Origin of the sequence: Chitinimonas sp. BJYL2, assembly GCF_027257935.1 — a bacterium.
Taxonomy (GTDB): domain Bacteria; phylum Pseudomonadota; class Gammaproteobacteria; order Burkholderiales; family Chitinimonadaceae; genus Chitinimonas.
This window is the reverse complement of sequence record NZ_JANZKW010000006.1, coordinates 110586-130604: the sequence shown is the minus strand read 5'-3', so window position 1 is coordinate 130604 and position 20019 is coordinate 110586. Positions and strand designations below refer to the sequence as shown.

19 protein-coding genes and 1 tRNA gene are annotated in these 20019 nt (G+C 63.0%); 7 read left to right on the top strand and 13 right to left on the bottom strand.

Features of this window, described 5'->3' with window-relative positions; translation table 11 throughout:
• Positions 1–14: 14 nt before the first annotated feature.
• Positions 15–308 carry a hypothetical protein gene (locus O9X62_RS15645; protein WP_269533894.1) on the bottom strand — a complete coding sequence of 98 codons (294 nt, stop codon included), beginning with the start codon at positions 306–308 and terminating at the stop codon, positions 15–17.
• A gap of 189 nt (positions 309–497) precedes the next feature.
• Between O9X62_RS15645 and O9X62_RS15640 the strand changes: the two genes are divergently transcribed.
• Both O9X62_RS15640 and O9X62_RS15635 read left to right on the top strand, forming a co-directional pair.
• The gene (locus O9X62_RS15640; protein ID WP_374708408.1) at positions 498–650 is read left to right on the top strand and encodes a DUF3309 family protein; all 153 of its coding nucleotides are present in this window, start codon (positions 498–500) and stop codon (positions 648–650) included.
• A 116-nt stretch (positions 651–766) separates the two neighbouring features.
• Positions 767–907, top strand: a complete 141-nt coding sequence (locus tag O9X62_RS15635; protein ID WP_269533892.1) for a hypothetical protein — start codon at positions 767–769, stop codon at positions 905–907.
• A 123-nt stretch (positions 908–1030) separates the two neighbouring features.
• On the opposite strand, the gene O9X62_RS15630 is transcribed toward O9X62_RS15635, so the two are convergent.
• The 5 genes from O9X62_RS15630 to O9X62_RS15610 all read right to left on the bottom strand — a co-directional run bounded on the left by O9X62_RS15630 (position 1031) and on the right by O9X62_RS15610 (position 6151).
• On the bottom strand, positions 1031–2104 hold the full coding sequence (locus tag O9X62_RS15630; RefSeq protein WP_269533891.1) for an OmpA family protein: 1074 nt from the start codon (positions 2102–2104) through the stop codon (positions 1031–1033).
• A gap of 114 nt (positions 2105–2218) precedes the next feature.
• Positions 2219–2770, bottom strand: a complete 552-nt coding sequence (locus O9X62_RS15625) for a hypothetical protein (protein ID WP_269533890.1) — start codon at positions 2768–2770, stop codon at positions 2219–2221.
• Between the two features lie 265 nt (positions 2771–3035).
• Positions 3036–3728: a Crp/Fnr family transcriptional regulator gene (locus tag O9X62_RS15620; RefSeq protein ID WP_269533889.1), complete on the bottom strand. Its 693-nt coding sequence runs from the start codon at positions 3726–3728 to the stop codon at positions 3036–3038.
• 155 nt (positions 3729–3883) lie between these two features.
• The gene (locus tag O9X62_RS15615; RefSeq protein WP_269533888.1) at positions 3884–4603 is read right to left on the bottom strand and encodes a Crp/Fnr family transcriptional regulator; all 720 of its coding nucleotides are present in this window, start codon (positions 4601–4603) and stop codon (positions 3884–3886) included.
• Positions 4604–4756: 153 nt separating this feature from the next.
• Positions 4757–6151: a lyase family protein gene (locus O9X62_RS15610; protein WP_269533948.1), complete on the bottom strand. Its 1395-nt coding sequence runs from the start codon at positions 6149–6151 to the stop codon at positions 4757–4759.
• A gap of 190 nt (positions 6152–6341) precedes the next feature.
• Between O9X62_RS15610 and O9X62_RS15605 the strand changes: the two genes are divergently transcribed.
• The 3 genes from O9X62_RS15605 (at position 6342) to O9X62_RS15595 (ending at position 7626) form a co-directional block, all read left to right on the top strand.
• Positions 6342–6953 carry a sterol desaturase family protein gene (locus tag O9X62_RS15605; RefSeq protein ID WP_269533887.1) on the top strand — a complete coding sequence of 204 codons (612 nt, stop codon included), beginning with the start codon at positions 6342–6344 and terminating at the stop codon, positions 6951–6953.
• Positions 6954–7121: 168 nt separating this feature from the next.
• Positions 7122–7379: a GlsB/YeaQ/YmgE family stress response membrane protein gene (locus tag O9X62_RS15600; protein ID WP_269533886.1), complete on the top strand. Its 258-nt coding sequence runs from the start codon at positions 7122–7124 to the stop codon at positions 7377–7379.
• 25 nt (positions 7380–7404) lie between these two features.
• Positions 7405–7626, top strand: a complete 222-nt coding sequence (locus O9X62_RS15595) for a hypothetical protein (RefSeq protein WP_269533885.1) — start codon at positions 7405–7407, stop codon at positions 7624–7626.
• A 110-nt stretch (positions 7627–7736) separates the two neighbouring features.
• Here the strand turns inward: O9X62_RS15595 and O9X62_RS15590 are convergent, their stop codons facing one another.
• From O9X62_RS15590 to O9X62_RS15580, 3 genes are read right to left on the bottom strand one after another with little or no spacing between them, the layout of a single operon-like run.
• Positions 7737–7913, bottom strand: a complete 177-nt coding sequence (locus O9X62_RS15590) for a hypothetical protein (protein WP_269533884.1) — start codon at positions 7911–7913, stop codon at positions 7737–7739.
• On the bottom strand, positions 7910–8503 hold the full coding sequence (locus O9X62_RS15585) for a hypothetical protein (protein ID WP_269533883.1): 594 nt from the start codon (positions 8501–8503) through the stop codon (positions 7910–7912). Before O9X62_RS15585 ends, O9X62_RS15590 begins: the two co-directional genes overlap by 4 nt.
• 30 nt (positions 8504–8533) lie before the next feature.
• Positions 8534–9166 (bottom strand): GGDEF domain-containing protein, encoded by a 633-nt coding sequence (locus O9X62_RS15580; protein ID WP_269533882.1) that lies wholly within the window; start codon positions 9164–9166, stop codon positions 8534–8536.
• Positions 9167–9337: 171 nt separating this feature from the next.
• Between O9X62_RS15580 and O9X62_RS15575 the strand changes: the two genes are divergently transcribed.
• Positions 9338–9748, top strand: coding sequence for a low affinity iron permease family protein (locus O9X62_RS15575; RefSeq protein WP_269533881.1), 411 nt, complete (start codon positions 9338–9340; stop codon positions 9746–9748).
• Between the two features lie 133 nt (positions 9749–9881).
• Here O9X62_RS15575 and mltF read toward each other — a convergent pair whose 3' ends face one another.
• Entirely contained in the window at positions 9882–11318 is a 1437-nt protein-coding gene (mltF, locus tag O9X62_RS15570) for a membrane-bound lytic murein transglycosylase MltF (protein WP_269533880.1), read from the bottom strand.
• Between the two features lie 105 nt (positions 11319–11423).
• Here mltF and O9X62_RS15565 point away from each other — a divergent pair.
• Positions 11424–11513 (top strand) — tRNA-Ser (locus O9X62_RS15565).
• An 81-nt stretch (positions 11514–11594) separates the two neighbouring features.
• Here O9X62_RS15565 and O9X62_RS15560 read toward each other — a convergent pair.
• From O9X62_RS15560 to O9X62_RS15550, 3 genes are read right to left on the bottom strand one after another with little or no spacing between them, the layout of a single operon-like run.
• Complete coding sequence (locus O9X62_RS15560; RefSeq protein WP_269533879.1) at positions 11595–12713, bottom strand: two-component system response regulator; 1119 nt, start codon at positions 12711–12713, stop codon at positions 11595–11597.
• 33 nt (positions 12714–12746) lie between these two features.
• Positions 12747–15665: an ATP-binding protein gene (locus tag O9X62_RS15555; protein WP_269533878.1), complete on the bottom strand. Its 2919-nt coding sequence runs from the start codon at positions 15663–15665 to the stop codon at positions 12747–12749.
• Entirely contained in the window at positions 15662–20017 is a 4356-nt protein-coding gene (locus tag O9X62_RS15550; protein ID WP_269533877.1) for a response regulator, read from the bottom strand. The genes O9X62_RS15555 and O9X62_RS15550 overlap by 4 nt, the downstream gene beginning before the upstream one ends.
• Positions 20018–20019 lie beyond the last annotated feature (2 nt).

Below are 20019 nucleotides of genomic sequence, written 5' to 3'. Positions count from 1 at the left end.
CCAACCGGCCAGCTCTAGGCATCGGTATCAATCAATCGCCCCCGTGTTCCCGAGGTTGCCAGATGACGTATCCGGCCCGGCGTAACCTGCTCGGCCATCGGCGAGTCCGGGTCGGCGGGCACGCGGCTCCGGTATCGTTCGTTCACTCTGGCCACGCTCAGTCTATCGGGTGGCACGATGGTCCAGACCCGGTTGCGCAGGCTGTCGGCCCAGTCACCACTCGGTTGCACTCGCGGACTGGCCTGGATGGGGTCAACCGGTCTCACCAGATCCTGCTGTTTCTGTAAATCGGTGTAGATGTAGGCCATGGATACCGCCGCGAGTGAGGGATGATCAGGTTTACCTATACCGCAGCGGCTGCATCCTGTCGGTGTGGTGGCATACGCAGACGCCCCGCTCAGGCAACCGCGGCAATGTGTTCGCTATCGCACAGAGTGCCGTTACTGGTCGGTTTAGGCTGGGGGCGTGCATTACTGACCAAGGAGAACGCCATGAGCTTGACCACCCTGTTACTGATTGTTCTGATCGTGCTGGCTATCGGTGCCGCACCCAGCTGGCCGCATAGCCGTTCCTGGGGCTATGGTCCCAGCGGTGGCCTAGGCCTTGTGATCATCATTCTCGTCATTCTCTTGCTCATGGGGCGCTTGTGAAGCCGCTTGCCCTATGCCGGCTCGTGGGTGGCAAGGGGGCAGATGGTACGAGCCGCCTCGGGCCGCCGCTGCGTCCCGCCTAAACCGTGGCGGGCACGCTGCCGGCGGGTGTGGCCATGCACCGCTACCTGCTGGAATTGCGGCATCGGGTGCATCGCGAGTATCGGGTGATTGAAGCCTATCTGCGCTCGCTTTCATTGCGCGACACCGGCAATGCCCTCGGTCTCCCGTCAACCCATGCACCACTGCGGCGATGAATGCCCGGCGACGGCCCGTTGGCGGTGCCGTCAGCCTTAGGCGTGAAAGGCCCCCATGAGCGAGCATGAAAAAACCAGCCAGAAGGCTGGTTTTTTGCTTGTGCCGGCCAAGCAGTGGCGCGCTCAGGGGATGCGCCGCTCGAAGGTCAGCTCCTCAACCTCTACCCGGCGATTGGTTTCCAGGCAGACGATCAGATCGGCACGCTTGGTGTCATTGCATTCGACCACCGGGTTGCTCTCACCCCGCCCCTCGGCAGACAAGCGATCTGCAGCCACGTTCCTGTTGATCAGATAGGTTTTGACTGCTTCAGCGCGGCGCTGCGAGAGCGCCTGGTTGTAGTCGTCCGAACCGAGCCGATCGGTATAGCCCGCGATGACGACATGCCCGACCTGTGGATTCCGCGCCAGCGCCGTGACCAGTTCGTCAAGTTTGGGTTGCGGCAGGCTCAGCTCGGCACTGTCGAACGGGAACAGCTCGGTTGATGACAGCCGGTAACGCTCGAAGCGTGGCGGCGGAGCTGGCGGTGGCGGCGGTGGTGGAGGGGCCGCCACGGCAACCGGTGCCATCACTGCCGGCGGTGCGGCTTGCGCCATCGGTGCGGCGCGGGGCGGCTTGTCGAATGCGTAGGTGAGCCCGAGCGTGAGGATGTTCGTATGAGCGCGCCTGAAGGGAAAGTCGTCGCCACGCAGGTAGCCATAGGCGCGGCGCAAGTCCATCTGCATGCCCCACTGATCACCCCAGCCATACTGGAAGCCCAGACCCGCATTCACATAGGGGGAGGTGCGGCGGGCGGCGATGAAGGGCGTGTTGACCTTGTCGTATTCGGCACCGGCACCGATCAGCACGAAGGGGCGGAATACATCTCGCGAGAACAGATACAGGCCGTCGACGCCCAGCGTGTTCTGCCGGTAATGCAGGCTGCCGTTCCGGGCACGGGAGAAGGTGGGGCCGAACTGGATATCCCATTCCGGTGAGACCGGTACGCCCAGCCGCAGGCCCACGCCCTCACCGCGGTGATCGATGCCGAAACGGGAGTCCGGGTCGATCCCGTTCACACTCGGGGCGATGTACCAAGACGGGTTGTAAGCATCGACGCCGCGATAATCGGTGGTCGCGGCATAGGACGGGCCAGTTGCGGCCAGACCCAGTAGCGATAGTGACAGCGCAATGCGCGTCATGTTTTTCAGCGTGTTCATAGTGACCTCGGGAGCAAATGGGCCGATGGGCGCGGGCGGGATGCCCGAGCCGGTCTGCGAGTTATCTTGCTGGGCAACCAGCGCAGGACCGTAGCCCTGCGCAAGCCGCAAGGGTCAGCGCAGGTTGAAATGCGCCTTGGCCACCCGGATGCACTCGGTCTTGGCTGCGCCTGCCTGGCCGTCGCATTTTTCGGCGGCCACCTTGTAGTCGGCGTCTCGTTTGTCTTCGCGGGCCTCTTTGGCTGCATCGACGGCCTGATCAGTGACCTTGGCATCGGCGAGCGCACGTACATGCGCGGCCTTGGCTTCGGCACGGCAGACATCTTTGGGGTTGCCGGCCTTGTCGTCGCATCGCTCTTTGGCGTTCTCGAAGTTGGCATCGGCTTTGGCGATGGCCACTTTGCCGGCATCTGCCGGCTTGCCTGTGTAGGCGTACTCGAGCTCGGCGCGGGCAATGCTTTCCTTGCCGGCCGCCTGTTCCTGACAAATGTCTTTGGCGTTGCCGCTGCGGTTGTTGCAGGCAGCCTTGTCGACCTTGTGTTCGGCGCTGATGCGTTCCTTGGCGGCGGCGTAATCCGCCTTGCTGACAGGGGCAGCAAACAGGGAGGTGGTGGCCAGTGCCAGGGCGAGGGCAAAAGTGGATTTACGGTATTGAAGGGTAGTCATGACTGCTTTCCTCTTGGGGCCAATGGATGGGAGCGAGGCAATACGCAAACATGAAGACCGGAATCGTCACAGGCCGAAGGTCATGGTGATACGCCTGACATCAGGGTCGGGGACAGCGCCATGACACGTCTGTACGATATCGCACACAGTGACAAGGGATCGGAACGCGCCGGGATCTTGCGGCTTGCGCCCGGCCATAAAGCGGGCTCATGGCCAGACCACCCGGCGCGGTGCAGGGTGGTCGTGGCGGATGGGTGATGGCGGGTCAGTGCATCAGACGGGCATAAAGGCGCCTGTCGGCCGCATAGCAACTACAGGCGACGGCTTCGAGACCCGCGCGATCCAGCACCGTGATCTTGCCGCGCCGGTATGCAATCAACCCGCTACGCTGCAGTTCGCCCGCGGCCATGGTGATGGTCACCCGGCGCACGCCCAGCATGTAACCCAAGAACGCCTGGGTAATATCGAACTGGTCGCTGTGGGCACGGTCCTGACTCATCAGCAGCCAGCGCGCGAGGCGCGGGCCGATCAGGTGAAAGTGCAGGCAGGCTGCCGAAGTGGCCTGCTGTGACATCACCACGTACAGATAGCGGTGCAGGCAGCGGAGCAAGGCCGTGCTGCGGGCCAGCTCAAGCCGGAATGCCGAGGCCTTCACCCGCAAGGCGCTGCCGGCCCCCTGTACCAGCGCAGCCAGTGGCGCAGCGCCGATACCCAGCCCCAGTTGTGAACCCAGCATGCCTTCCGAGCCGACCATGCCGACTTCGAGACCGGGGTGCTGGTCGACCAGGGCCACCAGCGATACGAAGCTGTTGATCGGGAAGTACACATGCCGGGTCGGCTGGCTTGGTGTGTACAGCGACTGGGCCAGCAAGAGTTCCACCGGTTCGCAGACGGCCAGCAGGTGCTGGCGATCTATGCGCGGGAGCCGGGCAATCAGATGGTTCTGTACAGCAGACACGGGAACCTCCGTTGACGAGTGGCAAACGGCTCGCCCACTGCGCGAGCATTACGCGAGGGATAAGCCTGCAAGCCAGTCTGCGCGTCACGGTGGCGCACCACCGTGTCATAGCGCACACAGTGGCGAAATCGTGCACGGCATCGTGCCGGAATCGTTCAGGTGGCAATGCGTTTGGGTAGCAGGCGGTCGTATTCCTTCTTGACCACGGCGTAACACTCGCAAGTGCGCGATTCCAGCCCCGGCCGGTCGATCACGCTGATATGGCCACGTGCATAGCTGATCAGGCCCGCCCGCTGGAGCTTGAGCGCGGCTTCGGTCACACCTTCGCGGCGTACGCCGAGCATGTTGGCGATCAACTCCTGGGTCATGATCAGCTCCCTGCCGTGGAGGCGATCCAAGCTCAGCAACAACCAGCGGCAGAGTTGCTGATCGAGCGAGTGATGGCGGTTGCAGACCGCCGTTTGCGCCATCTGGGTAATCAGGGCCTGGGTGTATCGCAGCAGCAGATGCATGACCGGGCCGGCGCGGTTGAACTCGTTCTTAATGATCTGTGCCCTGAGCCGGTAACCCATGCCGGCACTTTGTACCACCGCACGGCTGGGGGTGCTTTCTCCGCCCATGAACAGCGCAATGCCGACCACGCCTTCGTTACCGACCACGGCGATTTCTGCCGAAGCGCCGTTCTCCATCACATACAGCAGCGACACGATGGCGGTGGTCGGAAAGTACACATAGTGCATCTTGCCCCCTGACTCATAGAGCACTTGGCCCAGCGGCAGGGCAATGGCCTCCAGCTGCAAGCACCAGCTCTGCCAGTCCTCATCCGGCAATACGGCAAGCAACAGATTGTCGCGCGGACTATCGGTGGGACTCATGGGGGCACTCCTGGGGTTGGTGGCAGCAGCCAGCGTAGGGACTGCCTGCCGTCCCCAGTCTAGGGCTTAACGCGCCATGCTTATGTTCGCTGACGAACATAGCGACACATGTCCCGATAAGTGGGCAGCTAGGCCATCCAGCACGCAGCGCGGTCAGTGGCTGGCCAGCATGTCTTCAGGCACGCTCCAGGCATCGAACTGCGCGGCCGATACGGTTCCCAACTCCAGCGCCGCGGCACGCAGGCTCAGCCCCTGGGTGTGCGCATGCAGCGCGATCGCGGCGGCGCGGTCGTAGCCAATGTGTGGCGCCAGCGCCGTCACCAGCATCAGCGACTGCGACAGGTTGCCGGCTATGCGCTCACGATCGGGCGCCATGCCACGCACGCAGTGACGTCCGAAGCTCGCCATGCTGTCTGCCAGCAAGCGCAGGCTTTGCAGGCACAGATGGGCAATCAGTGGTTTGCCGGTATTGAGCTGGAGCTGGCCGGTCGCCCCGGCCATGCCGATGGCGACGTCGTTGCCGATGACCTGGCAGCACACCATGCACAGTGCCTCGCACTGACTCGGGTTGACCTTGCCGGGCATGATCGAGCTACCGGGCTCGTTCTCCGGCAGATGCCACTCACCCAGACCACAGCGTGGCCCCGATGCCAGCAGCTTGATATCGCTGCTGATCTTGAACAGCGCTGTCGCCAGTGTCTTTAGGCTGCCATGCAGTGCCAGCACCGCATCGTGGGCCGCCAGTGCGGCGAAGGGATTGTCGGCACGGCAGAGCGGCAGGCCGGTATCGGCTGCCAAGCGCTTGGCCACCAGCCTGCCGAAATCGGGATGGGTATTGAGGCCGGTGCCCACGGCTGTTCCGCCAATCGCCAGCGGAAACAGGCCCTGCTGGACCCGCTGGATCTGCTGCTCGGCAAAACGCAGCTGGGCCTCCCAGCCCGAGCACTCCTGCGCCACGGTCAGCGGGGTGGCGTCCTGCAGATGGGTACGGCCGATCTTGACCAGATCGTGGTAATCGCGGCCCTTGTCGGCGAGATCGCTGCACAGGCGCTCCAGTGCCGGCAGCAGCGCGTTCTGCAGACCCTGCAGGATGGCCAGATGCATGGCCGTGGGAATGATGTCGTTGGACGACTGGCCCAGGTTCACGTGGTCGTTGGGGTGAACCAGACGGTCACGGCCATACGGGCCGCCCATCAACGCCGAGGCGCGATTGGCCAGCACCTCGTTCATGTTCATATTGGTCTGTGTGCCCGAGCCGGATTGCCATACCGACACCGGGAAGGCATCAAGGTAAGCCCCGTTCATCACCTCGCCCGCGGCGTAGCCGATGGCTTTGGCGCGCTTGGCATCGAGCAGGCCCAAGGTCTGGTTGACCCCGGCACAGGCTTGCTTGACCTGCGCCAGTGCGTGCAGCAAAGGCCAGGGCATGGTCTCGCTGGAAATACGGAAATAACCCAAGGCGCGTTGCGTCTGTGCACCCCAAAGCGCGTGGTCGGGCACCGCAATATCGCCCATTGCGTCGGTTTCCATTCGGCCAGGATCGGACATGGTGGTAGCGCCTGTCAGTGAGAAAGAAGACACCAGCGTGCGCTGCCGTACATCGCGCTTCTGTGCGTTGTGCAACAGAGCGAGTGATGCGTTGCGGGCCAACTGTGCGATGGCGTACATACGCTCGTGGCGATAGGCAATAGCCTGAAAACGTCTCGATTCCGGGGCAAGCCGACACGGGGTCCCCACCATGAGCCTGCACAGCTTTGAACAGAGTCCCCTGACCCGTGGCCTGGATGCAGCGGTTTACCTGTATCTGCTGTCGAGCTTGGGTGCATTCCTCATGTTTGCCAGTCCTGCAGGCAATAGCAGCACCGTATGGCTACTGATCGTCGTCGGCCTGCTACTGTGGACTTTTCTCGAATACATCCTGCATCGGTTTGTGCTGCATGGACCGGCACCATTCAGTACCTGGCATGCTGCGCATCATCGTCAGCCCCGCGTCGCGATGGGCGCACCGACACTGCTTAGCCTCTCGCTGATCATTGGTCTGGTATTCCTGCCCGCGCTTTGGTGGCAAAGCGTGGCCTCGGCCGTTGCGCTGACGTTTGGCATGGCGACCGGCTACACGGTGTATTCGGTGTTACATCACTGGCTACATCAACCCGGTGCGGCGGTTCCCTGGCTAAGGGTTGAAAGCGATTTCCACGCCCGCCACCACCAGTCACGTCTAGTTACCGGCAATTTCGGGGTTACCAACCGGCTTTGGGATCAGGTCTTCCGCACCGTTCTGCAACTACGTAGCGCCCCCTGCCCGGCATCGCTGCCTGATCGCTTGCCGGCTGTCCACGATGGGCTGTGAGGATGTGATACCTGCTCGTCAATCCGGCAGTTTCGGCATGGCCTGCACAATGTTCACTGGCGCACAGAGCGCCTGCCTGGCGAGCGCTAGTATCGTTCATGAGCGCTTGCCCGATAGCCACCCGGCTGGCGGTACCAAGGTCCGCTTATCCCGATGTGGAGGTACACCGTGTTCATCACCTGGATCCTGATCGGACTGATCGCAGGCGCCGTGGCCAGCAAGCTGGTTAATCAGACTGGCCGCGGAAGCTGGCTGGATCTGTTGGTCGGCATGATGGGCGGTCTGCTTGGCGGCGTGATACCCGAAGCCCTGGGTTACGAAGGCATCAGCGGTTTCAATTTCTACAGCTTGCTGGTCGCCTTTATCGGCGCCTCGGTATTGCTGCTGCTCTTTCATACCTTCACCGATGAAATGCCCGACGGTTGATACCGGTGGGTCTACAGGAGACATCATGCAAACGCTGCAAATGATCACCGAACCGGCCAGCGAGACGCTGGCGCAAGCCCATGCCCGGATGACCGACGACGGCGCCCGCGCCTCCAACGCCTTGCCGCCATCCCCGTCCACCGTCAAAGCGCCTCGCTCTACCCTGCATATGGCTGCGGGCATGAGGCAGCAGAGGGATGGCGCCTACTGCGCCCTGCCGGGCAAACGCTTACGCAAGAGCCGTTGAGTGCACTGGCACGGCCCGTTGCGCGTGCATGCCAAGGACGGCCCGGATGCCACAGACAACCAAACAGGCGGGGAGACCCGCCTGTTTCTTTTGCCCTGCGGTCCGGCGCGTTACCAGAGATCCCGGGTTTGCTGCGACTGGTCGTGCAGGTCTTCCAGCTGACGCCGGGTTTCGCGTTTCTTGTCGCGTATCTCCTGGTACTCCTCGGCCCTGAGCACCGGCATGTTCATGATGGCGGAGAGCCAGCCGGCATCCTTGAGCTCGGACGATTCGGGATACTTGTTCATGGTGCCGGCTCCCCGATCCCGCTCATGCCGGCATCCGACTTGGGTGGTACAGGTTCCGCGTGGGCGGTGATGGAGGATTTGTGCGCCCGCTGACTGCGGGTGAAGGCGAGGCTGCCCATTTCATCGGCCTGCGTCGGCATGGCGGCATCGAACAAGGCGGCTGCCTCGCGGTGGGACTGTGCCGCACTTTCATGGCGGCTGGCCGCCTGCTTGTGAAAGCCGCTCATGGCATGGCGCGCATTGGCCAGCGTGGCGGCGCTGGCTTTCAGTACGTCGTAATTCAGGCAGGCCGTAGCGTCCGGCAGATCCGAGGCCATCCCGGCATGGCTGTCGTGGAGATACCGGGCCACCGCGGCGGCATCGCCCATCAGTCGCGACATCACCGGCAAGCCGGCTTGGCCTGTCAGCGCAACGTGGTGGATTACCAGATCAAACGCCGTATCCAGAGGAAGCCGGTCAAATTTACCGCTCTGGCTGAAGCGTGACAGGGCCGGTTGGCTGCCTGAAAAGGGCATCTGGGTCGCGGTGAGCATGCCTGATCCGCTGGCGGCGGGCCGGTTATGCATGTCGATATGGGTGCTGTTCATCATCACTCCTTCATCCTTGAGACAGGTGCAGGGTCAGTGCGCGAGCGAGCGTTTCTGGGGGGCTGGCGAACCGTTTGGAAGATCGGTTTCCGGCGGGGCGACACGAGGGTGCTTGGTCTGCTTGATCAGATACATGTCGCGGTCGGCCAGCGCGAGCAGGTCCTTGGCGAGTAGCGGCATGCCCTTGCAGGTGGCCACCCCGATACTGGCGCCTATGTGCAGGCTCTCGTGCTCCAGCACATAAGGCGCCCCGAGCGATCGTCGCAGCTTGTCCATCACGACGGGCAGGGCGGTGGCGGTGGCGATCTGCGGCAGCAAGACGACGAATTCATCCCCGCCCACGCGCGCGGCCGTATCGCAATCGCGGATGCAGGTGACCAGGCGTTCGGCAACTTGCTGCAGGAGCTGATCGCCGGCCTGATGACCAAAGTTGTCGTTGACCATCTTGAAACCATCGAGATCGATCATCAGTACCGCAACCTGATGCGCCATCCGGTTGGCGAGCGCGAGCGATTGCTGCAGCCGGTCCATCATCAGGCTACGGTTTGCGAGCCCGGTCAGGGGATCGTGCTGTTCGCCATAACGTGCGGCCTGCAACATGCTGGCCATGCGGATCAGGCGCTTGCGTAGCCGTGCGTTGGTTTGCTCCAGTGTTTCAGTAGCCATGGGCCTCTCCGAGAGAACAGCGAGCCCGGCACAGGCTGCGCGTAGGCTAAGGTATAAGCCGCGACGCCATTTCACACCGTGCGCTTGCGCACATTGATCCGCACGGTTTCTCCCGCCTCGCCATGGACGATGTGGTTCACGCCGCATCAAGCTTCGGAAAGGGTTCCTGTCATGCGTACTGCCACCTGGTATTCGCTGTTTGCCAAGACCATTGCACGCTTTTCCGGCCGACCCAGGACCTTTTTTCTGGCGGTAATGGTGATCGCTACCTGGATCATCACCGGCCCCCTGTTCGGATTCAGCGATACCTGGCAACTGGTCATCAATACCGGCACCACCATCATTACCTTCCTGATGGTGTTCCTGATCCAGAACACGCAGAACAGGGATACCGAGGCGATCCAGATCAAGCTGGACGAGCTGATCCGCGCCACCCAGGGCGCGCACAATGCATTGCTGGATCTGGAAATGCTGGAAGAAGAGGCGCTGGATGCCTTCCGCCAGAAGTACCAGATACTGGCGGCTGCCGCCCGGGAGCAACTGGGGCAGGGTGCGGTGGATACCGGCACGCCCGAACCGTGAGCCGTGCCGGCCTGTTCCGCCGAGCATGGCGGTGCCCCGGTGCGACTCGGTGGTGGTCGCCAGCGGGAATGCCTGGGGGAGGATGGATCGAGACGGTAAGTGGATCCCCCCGTCTGCCGGGACACCACTGCGCTTAGCTGCCCTGCTTTTCCTCGGCATCAATACGCAAGCGCACACCCTCTGGATTCTCTACCGAGACCTGTTCGTCGAATGGCGGGAACATGGGTCGGGATGGCTGCTCGAAGCGCACCAGGATGTTGTAGTAGCTGCGCACGTTCTCCACGAACACCACGGTTTCCCCTCCGCGCGCATAGCCGTACTTGAGCGTGCTGAAGTACTCGTAGTTACGCAGCAGCGGGATCACGGTTTTCATGTCGCTCCAGGCATCCGGGCTTTTGCCGAGGCGCTGTGCGAGGATGCGCGCGTCTTCCAGGTGGGCAGTCCCGATATTGTAGGAAGCCAGCGCCAGCCAGGTGCGATCGGGTTCGGGTATGCGTGAGGGCAGCATATCGCGCAGCATGCCGACATATTTGGCACCACCCATGATGCTTTGCTCCGGATCGAGCCGGTTGGTGACGCCCAGCCGGTCGGCCGTATCGTTCGTGAGCATCATCATGCCGCGCACACCGTAAGCACTGGTCGCAAAGGCATCCCAGTGGGACTCCTGATAGCTCAGCGCGGCCAGCAGGCGCCAGTCGATGCCGTAGCTGGCCTCAGCCTGGATGAACAGGCGGCGGTACTTGGGGAGGATGGAGATGCGCCGGCTCAGAAAGGTGGTGGCATCAATCGGCTGCAGCCGGTTGGCGTGACCAAAATAGCGGTCGGTGAGGCGGGCCAATGCGCCATCTTTGCGTATCTGGTCAAAAAAGGCTTTGACGGGTGCGCCCAGCGCTTCGTCCTGCTCTTCGGACCAGGCCCAGGTCACCGGTAGGGGTGGCCCTACTGCAAAGGCGGGGGTGACACCGGGGTGGATATTGCGGGCGACATCCGCATCGCGGGCATCTACCAGCGCATAGTCGATCAGCCCGCTCTCGACCTTGTCGATGAGTTCTTCCGTGTCCTGATACTGCGCCTCATGCCAGCTGAGTTCCGGGTGCTGCTTGAGCGTGGCTGCCAGATGGTGCGTGAAGGCGCTGGCCACCATGAGGATGCCTCCTCCCAGCTCATCCAGCTTGCGGGGCTGGCGGTCTTTGCTGCGGCATACAAGTGTGGCTTGCAGGTCCAGATAGCGGGGCCCCTGTTTCAGGGATGCCGGCGGGGCGCTGATGCCAACGGCGAGGTGGGCTTCTCCGCGCGCTAGCCGGTCAGGCATTTCGGATACACGGGGCACCACCACGAAGCGTACCTTGACGCCGAGTTGCTGGCTGAAGCGGGTGACCAGGTCGTATTCCAGGCCCGCGTACTTGCCCTCGGCATCGACATGGAAGCTGGTGGCGCCGTTGCGGATCAGTACGACCAGTTCGCCCGACTCGCTGAACGGTGCAACCTGTCGTGCGGTATCGGCAGCCGGCAGGCGATCACAGGCAGTCAACAACAGCCCCGGCAAGGCCAGACAGAGTAGGCGCCACATGCGGTACCCCCGGAAAATCGGTTGGCGCGATTGTGCCACGCACATCATTGCGCCGACACGGTTGACAAGGTGGGCAAGCCTAGCCACAATGCGCGCCTTCGAGCCGGAGAGGTGGCAGAGTGGTCGAATGTACCTGACTCGAAATCAGGCGATGTCGCAAGGCATCCGTGGGTTCGAATCCCACCCTCTCCGCCAAGTACAGCAAGGCCCAGAACGGTTTCCGTTCTGGGCCTTTTGCTTTGGTGCGGCGATCTTGCCCGGCTTGGCCGCAGTGCGTCATTCGGGCGTGGTCTCTGCGTCGCGGAAACGATCAGCGATGGCCAGGAACTCGGCTTCAATGGCGAGGAAGGCATCGAGGATGTCAGGGTCGAAATGGCTTCCCCGGCCTTCGCGCATCAGGTCGACCGCTTGCTGATGGGGGAAGGCGGGTTTGTAGACGCGCTTGGAGATCAGCGCGTCATAGACATCGGCGACGGCCATCAGGCGTGCTGATGCCGGAATCGCATCGCCCTTGAGCCCCTCCGGGTAGCCCGAACCGTCCCACTTTTCCTGATGGTAATGCGCAATCTCGCGGGCAAAGCCAAGGAAGGTGTTGCTGCCCCCCAGATATTTCTCGACCTGGATGATGGCGTCGCGCCCATACACCGTGTGCAGTTTCATGATTTCCCACTCGTCCGGGTCCAGTTTGGCTGGCTTGAGCAGGATGCGGTCAGGTACGCCCACCTTGCCGATATCGTGCAGTGGGGCGGACTTGTAGAGCAGGTCAATGTTCTCGTCGGTGAACACATCCTTGAACCGGGGGTGGGGCTGCAGGGCGCGGGCCAGCGCTGCCACATAGTTCTGGGTGCGGCGGATATGGTTGCCGGTTTCGTTATCGCGGGTTTCGGCCAGGCTGGCCATGGCCAGAATGGTGGCATCCTGCATCTGCGCCAGTTGCCGGGTACGCTCGCTGACAAGGTGTTCCAGATACTGGTTCTGGTCCTTGAGGAATTGCTGGGCACTGCGCAATGAAAGATGGGTGCGCACGCGCGCCAGCACGATGGGTGGGCTGATGGGCTTGGTGATGTAGTCAACCGCACCGACCTGCAGGCCGAGCTCCTCATCCTCCACCTGGGTACGGGCGGTAAGGAAGATCACCGGGATGTCGGCAGTCTGCGGGTTGGCTTTGAGGCGTTGGCAGGTTTCGTAGCCATCCAGCTCGGGCATCATCACATCGAGCAGGATCAGATCCGGTCTGGGCTCGCTGGCGGCAATATCGAGCGCCTTGACGCCGCTGGTGGCTACCTTGGTCTTGTAGCGGTCGCGGAGCAGGGCCGACAGCACGGCGATGTTCTCGGGGGTATCGTCAACGATGAGGATCGTTGGCTTTTCCAGTGTTTCATTCGGGTTTGGCATGGTTCTGTTCCTCTCCGGCAGGCGCAATCGTGATCAGGCGACAGCGCTGGCTTGCGCACTCAAGGTGGCGAGTGCGGCTTCGTAGTTGTATTGGCGTATCTGTTTTTCCAGTCGTTGCAGCACTGCCGCGGGCAGTGCGTGTACGAGGCTGGCGCGGTGCTGGTCCAGGTAGTCGACGGCCTCGCCGTCCTGGGCCCGCAGCAGGGCGATCAGCCCGGTCAGCTCCACATGCTCACGGGCAGCCACGCCCAGTGAATCGCGGAAGGCGTGGTAGCCAGCCAGCACGGCCGAGAGTTCGGCGTCCAGCTTGGGCAGCAGTGCTGTATCGACCTGGCTGTTGGGACGGAGCAGCTGGTTTTCGATGTCGTCCGCGAGCAGCTGGACCCGGTTCGCCCCGATCAGGCCTGCCACGCTCTTGAGGGTGTGGACCAGGCGACGCGCCAGGGCGCGATCGCTGGGCAGGGCCGCATGCAGCCGTGTCATCACGTCGTGCTGTTCCTGCGCGAAGCGGTCGAGCAGATCCAGATAGAGTGCCCGGTCGCCGAGCGTGCGGGCAAGGCCGCTGGCGGTGTCGAGCCCGTCGATGTCCGGCAAGGGCAGGGACGATGGCTCGGCCGGGTTGGGGGTGTGGACCTCGCGCTGGCGGGTCCACCGTCCCAGTACATCAAACAGCGTCTCGGGACTGATCGGCTTGGCCAGGTGGTCGTTCATGCCTGCGGCCAGGAAGCGCTGGCGGTCATCCACCATCGCATGAGCGGTCATGGCAACCACGGGCAGGGCCGCCAGTTTGGGGTCGGCACGAATGGCGCGGATGGTTTCGAAGCCATCCATCACGGGCATCTGCACATCCAGCAGAATCAGATCGTAAGGCGGGCGATCATGCAGCCGTAGCAGATCGAGTGCCTCCTGTCCGTTGCCGGCCACCTCAACCACCACGCCGACGGCTTGCAGCAGCTCTACCGCAATCTGCTGGTTGATATCGTTGTCCTCGACGAGCAGTACGGCAATATCCCGGAAGTCGGGCAGGGCGCTGCGTACATCGTGGCTGCTGACGCGCTCTGCCGCACTGCCCCGCTGCATGCGTACGGTGAAATGGAAGGTCGTGCCGACTGCTGGTGTGCTTTCCACCCAGATCCGGCCTCCCATCAGTTCCACCAGTCGGCGTGCAATGCTGAGTCCCAGACCGGTACCGCCAAAGCGACGGGTGGTGGTGCCGTCTGCCTGCGTAAAGGCCTGGAACAGGCGGCCGCACTGTTCGGGCGTCATGCCTATGCCGGTGTCCTGCACCGAGAATCGCAGGCTTACGCCCTGTTTGTCCTCGTGCTCCAGCGTGGCCTGGATCTGCACTTTGCCTTGTTCGGTGAACTTGACGGCGTTGTTGACCAGATTGGTCAGTACCTGCCCCAGCCGCATGCCATCGCCGCGCAGTTGCTGCGGGATGTCGGCGGGCAGGGTGACCTGATAGTCCAGCCCCTTGTCGGCGGCCTGGCTGGCGGTGAGATCGCTGACGCGGTTGATCACGTCGCTCAGGGCGAAGTCGGAGACATCCAGATCCAGCTTCCCGGCCTCGATCTTGGAGAAGTCGAGGATGTCGTTGATGATGCCCAGCAGTGACACGGCCGAGCCGTGGATCTTTTGCAGATAGTCTTTCTGCTTGGGCGACAAGGGTGTCTTGAGTGCCAGATGCGACATGCCGATCACTGCGTTCATCGGCGTGCGGATTTCGTGGCTCATGTTGGCGAGGAACATGGATTTGGCGCGCGTGGCTTCTTCGGCCAGCCGGCGCGCGGCCTCGGCTTCGCGCAGATCACTCTGGATGCGCACCACCTGCAGCTTGGTGCGGGTGGCCTGACCCTGGGCGCGTTCGAACAGGGCATGGTAGCGCTTGTAGTCGGCGAGGGCGGCAGGCCAGTCCTGACGGGATTCATGAATCTGCGCCAGTTCGGCTGTCGCCTTCATGGGCATGAATACATAGCCCATGTCGCTGTTCTCATCGATGGCCCGGTTGAGATCCCGGATCGCCTCGGGGAGGCGGCCCCTGGCATGGTGCAAATGACCACTTGCCCACCAGGAATAGGGTTTGAGGTGCCGCTGCTCGTAGGTATCGATATTGGCCAGCGCCAGCTGACAAAGCTGCTCGGCGCGGTCCAGTTCATTCCGCTGGCTCAGCGTATAGGCAGCTACTGCCAGAAAGAATCCCCGGTTCGACGGCGTGGTCTGCAAGGTGTCGATGCCGGCATCAATGAATTCGGCAATGACCTCGTGCGCGCCATCGACGTCTTCGCGCGAGAGTTTGCACAGGGCGAGCACAAAGCTCACAAAGGGCAGCAGCCAGCGCTCGCCGCAGCGTTTGGCAATTTCCCTTGCCTCCCACAGCATGGTCTCGCCGTCTTCGGCGTTACCGCAGATATAGAACAGTTCCCCGATATTGCAGGTGATCTGGGCTACCCGTGCCTGCATGTCGAGTGCACGCGCGGCATCGAGGGCTGCATAGAAATGGCGGATCGCCTCGTCGGTCACCCCCGCTTCCTGCGCCACGATGCCCATGGTATTGAGGGCCAGCACGGAGGCCAGACTGTGTTCCTCGGGGATGGCGGGCAGCAGCAGCTCATGGCCAAGACGGTAGGCTTCTTCAATGCGGCCCATCACGCGCTGGACCGCAATCATGCCAAAGCGGGCCAGCAGCATGCCGTCGCGACACTGCAGTGCGGTAAAGCGCTGGTTGAGATCGCGCAGGGCGGCCTCGTTGCTGCGGCTGCCATCGGCAAAATACTGGCTCAAGGCAATGGTCAGCTCGCCATAAAGCTGTTGTGCGATGTCGTTTTGCGCCTTGCCTTCGGCCAGCATCTGCTCGCCGGTCTGCATGGTGGCGACGGGATCGTCACGCATGCGCGTCAGCGCAGTCTGAAAAGTAGACCGCCAGGGTTCCTGGCTTACCGTTGGGTGGCTCATGTGGCGGATTCGTCCAGAGTATCGGCATGCAGCGTTATGCCTGCGCGCGCAGTCAGCGCAATCAGCAGGGCATGGGCGGCATCGTAGTCGTATTGGCGCACGGCCTGTTCCACCGCCCCGAAGCTGTCGCCCAGTGTGGTGCGCAGCAGGGCGCCGTGATCGTAGAGCCAGTCTTGCGCTTCGCCGTCATTGTCCTGCAGCAGGCGCGACAGGCGTGAGGCGGCGCTGGCTGGGCTGACGCGGGTATCGACCTGGGCCGCATCGGGCGCATCCAGGGTCGCGATTTCGCCGCAGAGTGCAGATAGCGCCAAGTCCAGCTTGACCAGCCCGGCCTCCAGATCTTCAGCTGCGGCGCCGTCGCGGATGGCTTCCTCGATTTCGCCGGCCAGCTCGGCCAGATCATCGGCACCCAGATTGGCGGCAGTACCGCGCAGCGAGTGTGCTTCCCGCTCGGCTTCGGTTCGGTCGCTCGCCAACTGGGTGCGGACTGTTGCGGCACTGGTGGCAAAGCGGCTGGCGAACTGGCCCAGCAGGCGGCGGTAAAGCGCCGTGTTGCCCGAAACGCGCCGTATGCCGGCACGTGCATCCAGTCCGGCGATATGGCTCAGTTCGTCGCCGGCCGGGAGCACGGTGGCCGGCGTCTCGACATGCCGGGCGCCGATCCAGCGCAGCACGCAAGCGCGAAGCTGCTCGGGATCAATCGGTTTGCTGATGTGATCCTGCATGCCCTCGGCGAGGCAACGCTCGCGCTCCTCAATCATGGCGTGTGCGGTCATGGCCACGATGGGCAAGGCGGCATAGCGGGTATCGGTACGAATGGCCAAGGTGGCCTCATGGCCATCCATGACCGGCATCTGCAGGTCCATGAACAGCAGGGCGTAATGATCGGGCGCCACACCGTGGAGCCGGGTGATGGCATCCCGGCCATTCCCGGCCACATCGACATCAAGACCAAAGCTTTCCAGCAGCTCGCGGGCAATCTGCTGATTGACTTCGTTGTCCTCCACCAGCAGCACGCGCTGGCCTGCCGGCATGTCGCCGATGGGCGCATTGCCGCTGTGTCCCGGATCGTCGTCGCAGCCGACCAGCGTGACCAGGGTGTCGATCAGGGTGGAACGATTGACCGGCTTGAGCAGGAAGGCGTCTACCCCGGCCATTTCGGCGCGGTGGCGGATTTCCTCGCGGCCGAATGCCGTCACCATCACCATATGGGGCAAGACCGCGAGCTGATCCGGTACCTTGATCTTGCGGACCAGCTCGATGCCGTCCAGATCGCGCATCTGCCAGTCGGTGAGCACGATACGGTATGGGTCGTCCTGTGCATCGGCTTGACGGATTGCCGCCAGCGCCCGGATGCCGGATTCGACCGCATCAACGCGCAGGGGCATGGAATCGAGTGCGCCGACCAGCATATCGCGTGCTGCTGCGTTGTCATCCACCACCAGGATGCGGAGGTTGTTGAGCATGGTCGGGAGGATGTAACCGCGTTCGCTGGTCTTGGGGAGTCCCAGTTTCACGGTAAAGCGGAAGCATGAACCTTGGCCCGGCGTGCTTTCCACCGTGATCTGGCCACCCATCAGCTCTACCAGCCGGCGTGAAATGCTGAGGCCAAGGCCCGTGCCGCCAAAGCGCCGCGTGGTGGTGCCATCGGCCTGCGTGAAGGCCTGGAACAGACGGCCCTGCTGCTCGGGGGACATGCCGATACCGGTATCGCTAACGCTGAAAGCGAGCTGGACGGATTGCTCATCCTGTTCAAGCAAGGCGGCGCGGATGGTGACGGTGCCTGCTTCGGTGAACTTCACCGCGTTATTGACCAGATTGATCAGCACCTGGCCCAGCCGCAGCGGATCGCCACTGAGACGGCGGGGTACGCTGGGCGGAATCTCGAACAGGAACTCCAGCCCCTTGTCCTGCGCGCGCTGGGCCGTGACGACCGAGACATTCGCGAGCACGTCATCCAGATTGAAGTCGACCAGTTCGAGATCCAGTTTGTCGGCCTCGATCTTGGAGAAGTCGAGGATGTCGTTGATGATGCCCAGCAGCGAGACGCCGGCCGTGTGGATCTTGTCGATGTAATCACGTTGCTTGGCCGTCAGTTCGGTTTTGAGGGCCAGGTGCGCCATGCCGATCACCGCATTCATCGGGGTGCGGATCTCATGGCTCATATTGGCGAGGAACATGGATTTGGCGCGCGTGGCCTCCTCGGCCTGGGTCATGGCCAGCTGCAAGTCTTCGGCCTGTTCGCGTGCTTCGGTCACATCCATCCAGAAGCCGTTCCAGACCCAGCTGCCATCCTGCTGCATGCTGCATACCGCGCGTGAATGAACCCAGCGGATGCTGTCGCCAATCTTGATCCGGTGGTCGAAATCGGTGCCGGTCCGGTTGGCCACGGCGCGGCGCAGGATGGTCTGCGAGGCTTCGAGATCGCCCTCGAACACATTGCGCCAGCGGGCCGTTACGTCATCGCGCAGCTCGTGGAAATCCACGCCGAGGATATCCTTGACCTTGGCGCTGGCGAACACATAGTTGAGCCGGCCATCCAGCTCCAGACGCAGCTGGTAGATGGCCAGCGGCAGGGCATCGGACAGATCGATCAGTCGCCGCCGGGATTCCTGTGCCTGATCGCGGGCGGCGGCTAGCTCGGCTGCGGAGCGCTGGTTCTCGGTGATGTCCTGCCAGAAGCCGTTCCAGACGATCTCGCCGCCCGAACCGATGCTGGGGCGCGCCTCACCCCAAACCCAGCGCTGTACACCGTCGCAGCGGCGGATGCGGAAAGCCTGCTCCCAAGGGTGGTTGGTACGCAGGGCTGCACGCATGGACTCGCGCACATTGGCCAGATCACCGTCGACGATCAGCCCGAAAATCTGCTGCGGATCGGCGATGATGGATTCCGGTGAGGGGCCGAATTCCTGCCACTGCGCATTGGCAAAACTAATCCGCGGCTCATCGTCCACAAAACGAAGCTGGAATACGGCCAGCGGCAACCTGTCGGTCAGCTCGCGTGCCTTGACCTCGGCGGCGGCCAGTGCGGCCTCGGTGCGCTTGCGCTCGCTGATATCCCGCGCGAAGGCCGTGGCCCGCCACTCTCGGCCATCCCGGTAGCCGGTGAGGGCCAGTTCGATGGGTACGATATGACCATCCCGATGGCGGGCTTCGACCTCGACGACATTGCCGAGCAGCGGTCCCTGGCCCGTCTGGAAGAAGCGCGCCAGACCCACGTCAGCCACTTCACGCAGATTTGGGGGCGGCAGCACGGCATGGACCTGCTTGCCGATGACTTCGCTGGCCCGCCAGCCAAAAATCCGTTCGGCCGCCGGGTTCCAGTAACTGATCAGGCCGCGACCATCGATGCTGACGATGGCCTCGGGTGCTGCAGACAGGATCAAGGCAGTGCGTTCCTGCTCGGCCCGATAGGCCATGGTGGTGGCGAGATCACGCTGCTGCTGCACCACCACGGTGACCAGCAAGGTCAGCATGGAGAGACTCAGCAGGAACAGACACAGGGACGCCAGATGCGCCGGGAGATCGGTGGGCACCGGCGTGTTGGCCGTGAGCTGCAGGCTGATGGTAATGAGGCCGGTAATCAGGATGGCCGAATGCACGAACAGCGGCGGGAAGCGCAGAGCGGCCCAGACCAGCAGGGGCAGGGCAAGGAAACCCACCACATTCACCGGCAACGCGGCGTGGCGGGTGTACCACCAGGCCACCAGCGCACAGACCAGACCGCAAGTGATGTACACCAGCTGGGTGCGCGTCATTTTCAGCGAGATCAGCCGGTAGTTTTCGCTGTGGGGAAGCTGGGCGCGGGCGTATGGGTCCAGCCGCAAGGTCCAGGACAGCAGGGCCGGCAGACAGATCCAGATACCGAATACATCGCCCAGGCTGAACTGGAACCAGTGGCTCAGCCAGCCATCCTGCTCGCAGCGGGGAATCTGTGCCAGACCGCAGTAACCGAGCGTTGCCAGCCAGCCGTTGAGCGCCGCGTAGATCAGGCCGACGCCGGTTACCATCAGGTTGGCGCGCACGCTGCGCAAGGCCAGATCGAACTGCGCCCGTCGCCCCGCCTGATAGAGCAGGAAGGCGGTGATCATGATGCACACGGGCTCGATCAGGCCACGCAGCAGGCGTTCGGTGGTAATGGTGGTTGCGGTGGCGTAGTCCAGATAGACATACACCACCACACCGATCAGGGCGCGCGGACCGTAGATCAGTAGCGCCGCACAGGCGACTGCGGCCGGGGGCCAAACGGGCGTCAGGTAACCGTTTCTGGCGAAGGCCAGCCCGAGCTGAGCCGCCAGCCAGTACAGCAGAGTGACGATCAGGATGCGGACGATAAGCTGACGAGAGGTCATGG

Bases quoted from the DNA above. Each gene is read 5' to 3' on its own strand.
- O9X62_RS15645 (WP_269533894.1), bottom strand. From the start codon at position 308: ATGGCCTACATCTACACCGATTTACAGAAACAGCAGGATCTGGTGAGA.
- O9X62_RS15635 (WP_269533892.1), top strand. From the start codon at position 767: ATGCACCGCTACCTGCTGGAATTGCGGCATCGGGTGCATCGCGAGTAT.
- O9X62_RS15630 (WP_269533891.1), bottom strand. From the start codon at position 2,104: ATGAACACGCTGAAAAACATGACGCGCATTGCGCTGTCACTATCGCTA.
- O9X62_RS15625 (WP_269533890.1), bottom strand. From the start codon at position 2,770: ATGACTACCCTTCAATACCGTAAATCCACTTTTGCCCTCGCCCTGGCA.
- O9X62_RS15615 (WP_269533888.1), bottom strand. From the start codon at position 4,603: ATGAGTCCCACCGATAGTCCGCGCGACAATCTGTTGCTTGCCGTATTG.
- O9X62_RS15610 (WP_269533948.1), bottom strand. From the start codon at position 6,151: ATGTCCGATCCTGGCCGAATGGAAACCGACGCAATGGGCGATATTGCG.
- O9X62_RS15605 (WP_269533887.1), top strand. From the start codon at position 6,342: ATGAGCCTGCACAGCTTTGAACAGAGTCCCCTGACCCGTGGCCTGGAT.
- O9X62_RS15595 (WP_269533885.1), top strand. From the start codon at position 7,405: ATGCAAACGCTGCAAATGATCACCGAACCGGCCAGCGAGACGCTGGCG.
- O9X62_RS15590 (WP_269533884.1), bottom strand. From the start codon at position 7,913: ATGAACAAGTATCCCGAATCGTCCGAGCTCAAGGATGCCGGCTGGCTC.
- O9X62_RS15585 (WP_269533883.1), bottom strand. From the start codon at position 8,503: ATGATGAACAGCACCCATATCGACATGCATAACCGGCCCGCCGCCAGC.
- O9X62_RS15580 (WP_269533882.1), bottom strand. From the start codon at position 9,166: ATGGCTACTGAAACACTGGAGCAAACCAACGCACGGCTACGCAAGCGC.
- O9X62_RS15575 (WP_269533881.1), top strand. From the start codon at position 9,338: ATGCGTACTGCCACCTGGTATTCGCTGTTTGCCAAGACCATTGCACGC.
- mltF (WP_269533880.1), bottom strand. From the start codon at position 11,318: ATGTGGCGCCTACTCTGTCTGGCCTTGCCGGGGCTGTTGTTGACTGCC.
- O9X62_RS15560 (WP_269533879.1), bottom strand. From the start codon at position 12,713: ATGCCAAACCCGAATGAAACACTGGAAAAGCCAACGATCCTCATCGTT.
- O9X62_RS15555 (WP_269533878.1), bottom strand. From the start codon at position 15,665: ATGAGCCACCCAACGGTAAGCCAGGAACCCTGGCGGTCTACTTTTCAG.
- O9X62_RS15550 (WP_269533877.1), bottom strand. From the start codon at position 20,017: ATGACCTCTCGTCAGCTTATCGTCCGCATCCTGATCGTCACTCTGCTG.